The following is a 6,035-nucleotide window of genomic DNA, read 5'->3' as shown; positions in this document are numbered from 1 at the left end:
GTATGCAAGTGGCAACAACACGAGGATAAAAGTCGATAAAAAGGTTTTCTTATTCATCTGTGTATTCTATTTAATTTAAAAGTAGACATTTTTCATTGGATTCTGTAATCATAATAAAGGTGAAAGATTAAAAAATGGCTGTCACCCATAGTAACAGCCATTTTTTAACGATAAAATGCAGCTTATTATTCCGCGGTACAATAAATGTAAGTACCATCCTGTTCCTCCGGTCCGCTGCCTGTTGGATTTGCATTGGCAATCATCCATCCTGCTGTCTGCTCAATCCAGTCGTTCCCCTTCCCAATGGTATACATGTCATAATGAATCGGGTAAACATAGTACCAACCACGCCATGCAAACAGGAAGTTTTGTTCTGTATTTTTTGTGCCACTATCCATGGCATATTTATGACCCATCCGGTTATCCTGTATGGGATCAATTGTTTCCATGCCAACACCTTCATAAAGAGCATCCAATTTCTCAAAAGCAGCGTTTCTTTGAGTTTCGCTCATCCCTCTTTTGATAGCGGGAACAGCAAGTAACAGTTCGTTTGTTTTCAACGGATGATCTATTACTGATTCGTTTGTGTTCCATTCATCAACGGGATGCACATTGTCAATGTCATATGCCCAAAGTTTGCTGGAGTGTTTTGTACCTGAAAACCTAGGAATACCAAGTTTCGTAAGAACGTTATCTTCCTTGGTGTAATTCGCTCTTCCATCTTTACCATCATAGATTTTCCATCCTTTTCCCCATGCAAGATCGGGAGTATAGGAACCCGTTGCATCATTAAAGTCGGCAAGTCTCGGGTCAAAACCGGCACCTCCTTCATAAAGCAGCCAGCGTCTCATATCCCACGAACGTTTTCCTTCGTAGGCTAATTCCACAGCACGCTCATTCAGTACGGACCGAATTGCAGAATACTTATCTGTCACATCATTCAGACCGTAATTATTGGCAGCGTCTATACCCACTCGGCTTCTGATTTTGCTTAGATAGCTCACAGCACTGCTCACCTCTCCTTTGGCTGCATAGCATTCGGCTACATTTAGCAATATTTCGGCATAACGGTATTCCAGAATATCAGTACCACTAACAGATTCACTGCCTACTGGGACATTGGGGTCAGACATTTTCCATACGATGGCCCTGCTTTTTTTCTGAGCTCCACCGTCACCCCTGCTACCGTCTGTGTAACGGAACATTTGGCTTGCAGAAGTGCTGTATTTATAGGTATAAAGCCAAATTTGAGTATTTGTTCCCGGCCACTCACATCCTGAAAAAGCAAAAGTACGGTAGAAGCGGGGATCTCTGTTTTTGTAAAATTTCTCATCGTCATATCCGTTTTCAGCCAGCGGGGCCTTTCCATTTTTCATGGGAAACTTCAACAGAACCTCATCAGGAGCAGGCATTCCGGCTCCTGTACCTGATATTACGGCACCGGGACGAATATATCCTTCCCATTTATTGAAAGCTCCATGAATCACGTTATCGCTCTTGGGTATTTTTATAATCGCTTCGGGGTTGTGCATTCCGTTGTATGCATAGAATGCTTTGTCCCAAGAATCGATATCGCTTACGCTTGTTCCATAGCCTGCTGCTGTTGCCGCTGCTTCCGCAACAAGGCTGGCATTGAGTGCTGCCTGCCACCTGGCGCTGGCCGGATTATCCCAGCTTGCGTTAAAGACCGGACTGGCAGCGTACACACGGGCCCTGCTGATCATGGCTAACGCGGCGACCGATGTGAAACGTCCGTCGTTGTCGGCATCCCAAACTGCAGGAAGCAATTTTGATGCTGCTTCGAAATCTACGCATATTTTATCAATGCATTCCTGTATCGGCATACGTAACGATCTGTCACCCGGTTGTGGTTGGTCTGTTTCGGTTGCATAGTACGGGACGCCTCCCCACAAGCGAATTGCATCGAAATAAAGCCATGCACGGGCAAAGATAGCCTGTCCTTTTAGTTGATCCCAAAAGATGTCATTTTCATATAAGTCCCGGGAACGATCTATTTCGGTAATGTAACTATTAATTAGATAAACTGTCGGGAAAAGGGTATATCTGTTAAAATTATTGTAGTTACTTGAGGAACTTCTTGGATCGTTCCAGTAGGGTGGGTTGGCAATATGATTCCCTGCTTTGGTATTCTTTCCGTTAGATCCGTTGTAACGGCCGTCTCTGAAACCGCCGTCAGATAACTCTTCCGTGTAGATATGCTGCTTTCCGCCCGTGTTTTGATCTTGTCTCATCAATGGATCGGATCCCGCGAAAGGAGAGTTATAACGTTCCAATATTTGTTTGTAGATGGTGGCAAATACAGCCTTGGCCTGTTCAGGGTCGCTAAACACATCAATCGTCGTGAGGTTGTTATAATCTCTTTTTTCCTCCAGAAATTGGTCGCTGCACGATAACAAATAGATAAGTGCGAAAGCTCCAATAAATATTTTAAATAATATTCTTTTCATGTTTTTATTTTTTCAATTGTAATCAGATTTATCAGAATGTCAGGTTTACACCCAATGTCCATGTCCTCAATGTGGGATAATCAGTTCTCCCGCCGTCATACATATTTCTGTATTTATCCGGATATGGATTATAAAAATCCCATAGATTGTTACCAGTCAGATTAAGTTGTAATCTCTCAATTTTTGCTTTCTGAAGCAATTCTTTGGGTAGATCATAACCAAAGACCATATTGCGTACATACATTCTGAAAGAGGGAACCATCCAGAAATCAGAACGCTCACCAAAAGCACTTGCAACGGCCATACTTGGGTATTTACCGTTGGGGTTTTCTTCCGGGTCAAACATATCGTTTACATATGAAAACTGAGACCAGATTAAAGTGTTATTATTGATAGCTTGACGGATGTCGTTGTCTAATGCATAATATCCACCCCATGCAGTAGAGACCATGGCAGACCAGCTGAAATTGCCCCATTCGGCTCTTAATCGGGTATTGATACCGTGACGCCTGTTGCTAGCCAGTTTGGCATAATCCTCACCATGATCACGAGAAATTACCCCGTTCGGGCCTGCAATTGTTTGGTTTTCCGTGTCAATATCTCCTGCTATATCTTCATAAGCAAGCATTCCCGGATACATTTTTTCTTTAGAGGTAACACCCAGATAGCTGGGAGTTGTTCCTGCTGCTGTTGCCAGGTCGGTAAGATACTGCCAGTATTTGTCGATATCCTCCTGTGTACGAAGCATACCATCTCCCTGACTCGTTTGTTTCCAAGTTTTGAATCCCCATTGATAATCGGGTCCGCGATAACCGGTCCAGCTGCTTTTTTCATTCACCTCTGCCGGATAATCGAACGTGGCTTGTTGTCCAAGCACAGTCTTGTTCCAACTAATGCTATAATCTACTCCAACTGAATATCTGATTGGCCCCCACGAAGGTAGAAGTGACTGATGAATCTTGTCGTTCCATCTCAGTGAAAACTCCCAACCCCATGCATCTTTTTCTCCATAGTTGATAGGAGGAAGCTTAGCCCCGATATAGATTGGTTCTTCATCGTCGGCTATAAGCATAATCAGATCCTTTGTTTTGTCGTAATAGTAATCTGTAGTGATGGCCAAACGACTGGATAATATATTAAGATCCAATCCTATGTTGTGTTTGATGGAGCTATCCCATTTTATGTTTCTGTTTGCAGTACCACTAATATTTGCGCCCGAGGTTGGTTGTCCGCCTATACTGCCAAAACCAAGCCCTCCGGTAGGACTTATCTGGTATAGCTGAAGCCAGCTCCACGCAGTCACGTTGTCTTTACCTGTTTTTCCCAAACTATATCTCAGTTTTAAGAAATCGAAAAGGGCACTCATTTTACTATTCTTAAAGAAGTTTTCCTCCGAAATAACCCATCCTGCAGATGCGGTAGGGAAAGTTCCCCAGTAGTTTTCAGGAGCAAACTTTGTGGAAGCATCGGCTCGGACAACAAACTGAAGAAGATAGCGGTTGTCGTATTTATAATTCGCCCTCCCTACATAGGACAAAGATCCGCTTTCGTATCTTCTAAAGTATGTGTCATTAGCATTCGTACTCAATGTACCTGCAGTAGCACTTACACCATTATAAGATCTTCCAGGTCCTCTATACAGTTGCTGTTCATCATGACCTTCTGCTTCACCGCGCTCAACAACGCCGGTAGCAGACACATCATGCTTCCCAAAAGTACGGTTATACATCAGCATGAAATTTATTTGTTCAGATTTAACTGTGCTTTTAGCAAAGGATACTGAGGGTTTTTTACTGATATCCGATCCTTCGGGATCACCATAGTTGATGAAATTCCAGATTGTGTGATCACCAATCAAATGCATTCCTTCTTTGTCGGTGTTGCCGGCTCGCGCAAGCATGTAGTAATCTCCTACGTTATTATTGAACGTATTGGTATGACTTACTGCATAGGTTCCTCTCACCGATAATCCTTTGATAAAGGGAAGTTCATAAGTAAGTGAAAAGTTTGCATTGAACCCGTTTTGTTCATGGAAACTTCTGGATTTAGATGCTTCATTGGCAAAAAAGTTCCAGACTGCAAATCCACTTCCCACATTGGCATCAGTGGATGTGTTTACGTAGCGAGGACCGACCCATGGGGAAGTGTAGTAGTTTTTCATCTGGTTGGTCACCGGATCCAGGAGCTCAACCTCTATCGGGATATAACCCGGCATATGGCGCAGCATTGGATAATCCTGAGAAGGACTCTGGCTACCCCAGGGTCCGGACGATATCTTTGCCTGAGGGTTGTTTCCTGTGCGCTTTGTGTTAAATCCGGAAACAGAAGCAGATAATTTCATTCCTGACATCACTTTCATGTCTCCGCCGGTGCGGAAGGTCCATTTGTCGTAGTCCTGCACACTTCCAAGATTTGTCTCTTGGTTTTGATAGTTCATGCCGGCAAAGTAGGTTACTTTATCGGTACCTCCGTCCACAGTTAATGAATGACGTTGAGACAACGAGGAGTTCCAAGCCTCATCAAGCCAGTTGTGATTCAGATTTTTCATGGCATTGAGTTCACTGTCAGAATACAGATAAGGTGCATTATTTGTATTCCCATTTATCATATCAATCTGCCTGAACATTCTGTTTGTAAAAACACCTGTCTCATAGGCATTCATTGTTTTGATATGGCTTACCGCATCCGAAAAATCAAGTTTTGCTGAATAGGAGATTTTGGGTGTTCCAACCGAACCTCTTTTTGTTGTCACCAGGATAACTCCAGCAGATGCCCTGGAGCCATAAATAGCAGCCGAGGCATCTTTCAGAACCGTCATGCTCTCAATATCAGAGTGATTCAGCATATTAAAAGCAGTCATACTCGGCTCACCATTTTCGTCTACCTGCACCACATCGTCAATGACGATTAGCGGCTGATTGAAGGAGGAACTTCCGTCGAAGCTCATGGGCTGTCGTACCCGGAAAGAACCGGTTGCTCCAGGACGTCCACTGCTTTGTGATACCGATAATCCAACCACCTGACCAGCCAAGGCATCGATAATTGAGGTTCCCGGAAGTTCCGCTATCTCATCCATATTTACATTGGTGGCGGCGCCGGTCAAATCTTTTACCCGCTGTGTACCATAACCTACAACCACAACTTCGTCAAGTGTCTCTGATGATAATACCATCTGTATTGTGATATTGGCTGAGGTAACTTTCACTGTTTGTGTTTCATAGCCAACATACGACACCCTTAATTCATCACCGCTTCTTGCAGATAGTCTAAAATTACCATCCAGATCGGTTATTGTACCGCCATTGGTTCTTACAACGAGTATTGAGGCGCCGATAATGCCTTCTCCGTTCTCATCGATCACTTTACCCTGTACTGTAATGTCTTGCTCCACATTTTTCAAGGCTTCCGATTTTTCTGTTGCATGCGCCTGAAAGGTCAACGGCATGTAAAAGAAAATCAAACTAAATGCACACAAGGTTTTTAGTACATTTAATCTACGATTTGTTTTCATTTTCTTTTGTTTGTAATTCATAGATAAAAAAATTAGAAATCATTTGATTCATTTTG

2 protein-coding genes are annotated in these 6,035 nt (G+C 43.2%); both read right to left on the bottom strand.

What is annotated here, in order from left to right:
- Nucleotides 1–185 precede the first annotated feature (185 nt).
- Complete coding sequence (locus tag B4G81_RS06960) at nucleotides 186–2,468, bottom strand: RagB/SusD family nutrient uptake outer membrane protein (RefSeq protein WP_294081269.1); 2,283 nt, start codon at nucleotides 2,466–2,468, stop codon at nucleotides 186–188.
- Between the two features lie 31 nt (nucleotides 2,469–2,499).
- On the bottom strand, nucleotides 2,500–5,979 hold the full coding sequence (locus B4G81_RS06955; protein WP_294081268.1) for a SusC/RagA family TonB-linked outer membrane protein: 3,480 nt from the start codon (nucleotides 5,977–5,979) through the stop codon (nucleotides 2,500–2,502).
- Nucleotides 5,980–6,035: the final 56 nt, after the last annotated feature.

Source organism: Proteiniphilum sp. UBA5384 (assembly GCF_002410825.1).
Taxonomy (GTDB): Bacteria; Bacteroidota; Bacteroidia; order Bacteroidales; family Dysgonomonadaceae; genus Proteiniphilum.
The sequence above is the reverse complement of the archived record's forward strand: the minus strand, read 5'-3'. Positions and strand labels throughout refer to the sequence as shown.